Annotated in this window: 1 protein-coding gene; it reads right to left on the bottom strand. The window is 42.3% G+C overall.

The window, feature by feature from the left end; genetic code table 11:
* Nucleotides 1-46 precede the first annotated feature (46 nt).
* A complete protein-coding gene (ltrA, locus tag CJF42_RS25820) occupies nt 47-1,297 on the bottom strand; it encodes a group II intron reverse transcriptase/maturase (RefSeq protein ID WP_095369350.1) in 1,251 nt (416 codons plus the stop codon).
* Between the last annotated feature and the right edge of the window lie 587 nt (nt 1,298-1,884).

The raw sequence follows: 1,884 nt of genomic DNA, 5'->3' as shown, positions 1-1,884 counted from the left end.
CCTCTCGCAGAACGGTACGTGAACCTCTCAATTCATACCGCTCCCATTAGGCAAACCCTCCTACCATTCCTGCTCGCCAATGAGCAAATAAATAAGGATTTTGCTTTGATATTCCTTCCAGAAATTTCATTGCTTTTGTTTTGTGCCGCCGAAGGGGTTTAAACTTTCGTCTAGCCCAACGAACCAGTGCTTTATTCACATGTCGGCACATCCCATATAATGCTGAACGAGTGAATCGACCATAATAACCTATCCACCCATTTATTATCGGGTTGAGCCATTTCGCTAACTGAGCAATACTTAACTCTGTTGCCATACGAATTCGTAACTTTCTGATCTTCAATCGCATTGATTTTAAGGCTGACTTACTCACCGCTGGTGTAAAGTTTATAAACATGCTGTTACGCTTGCGGTTTTTGCAAAGTCTTCTTCTAAAGGTGTAGCTTAAAAAGTCAAATTCCGTATTTTCATACTGACCTTTACGACTTCCATCTTTACAATAAACTATTTTAGTTTTCAGTGGATGCATTTCAAGGCCACACGCTTCAAAGCGCTCTTTTAGCACCGCTAACATATATTTAGCTTCAGCTTCTGTGCGACAATGAACTAGCCCATCATCAGCATAACGACACCATAATGTTTTGGGAAAATGCTTTTGCAGCCATTTATCAAAGACATAATGTAAAAATAAATTGGCAAGAACTGGACTGATCACGCCACCTTGTGGTGTTCCCTTTCCTCTTGCGGTTATTTCACCATCGGCTCGTTGCATTGGTGCTGTTAACCAGCGCTCAATGTATAAACGAATCCATGGGTTATCGGTATGCTTATCCACGGCTTTCAACAGTAAATCATGAGGGATATTGTCAAATAACCCTTTGATATCAAATTCAAGTACCCAGTTGTTGTTCCAACACCGTTGGCGCGTTACGCCAATAGCATCTATCGCTGACTTATTTGGTCTATAACCATAGGAGTCTGGTAAGAAATGCGGTTCAACTAAAGGTTCAAATGTTAATCTGATCACCATTTGTGCTATGCGATCACTTACTGTTGGTATCCCTAATATTCGTTCTCCGCCTGTTTTCTTCGGTATCGCTACCGCTTTAACGGGAGGAGGAAAATAACTGCCCGAAGACAATCTATTCCATAATTTGTAAAGGTTTCCTCTTAGATTTGCTTCAAAATCACTTATTGATTGTTTATCGACACCTGCCGCCCCATGGTTAGCTTTTACCAACCGATAAGCCTGCACAACATCCCATTTTGAAATGATAAACGATTTTGTCTTGTTCATAGTTTCCTCCTGCTTTTACACAGTTGAACTATAAATTTCAACTGCCTAACGCTACCCCTTCGCTCCACATTCATTACAAATGTTTCCTCACTACTATGAACAGCTCCGCCCCAGTATCATGCATTGGTACTCTTATACTCATAAATTCAGTTATTTGTATTTCTCCCTTAACATCATGATGACTGGTTCCCGCAGTTCCCACAAAAAGCCAAGTATAGAGTCACGCCCACTATACGCCGGACACCGCTTACACAACATTCACAATTCGCCTGTAAACTTATCTCGGGAGATGGAAACGCCCCCGGTTTTGATGTCAATCTCTGGATTACGACGCGTCAGCATAGGTTCGCCTTAACTCGTCTCTCTATACCACACCTGCTGAACTATTTGTTCACGCTTTGACTGCAACGCTTATGACCATTACTCTTAATAACAGCCATTTGCAGTGGTTTGAAGCCGACTTGTGACAGCAGACTTCGGTGGATCTACCACCATCTTTTTGTGAGCTTAGCCACAACTTAATGAGCAAATCCTATGCTACTAACTTGTGTGCCTGCGGCACACTCTCCACGCCCCAATGAGCACGT

Origin of the sequence: Pseudoalteromonas sp. NBT06-2, from assembly GCF_002276045.1 — a bacterium.
In the GTDB taxonomy this organism is placed as follows: Bacteria; Pseudomonadota; Gammaproteobacteria; order Enterobacterales; family Alteromonadaceae; genus Pseudoalteromonas.
Note: the sequence above shows the minus strand (reverse complement) of the source record. Positions and strands in the feature narration are given on the sequence as shown.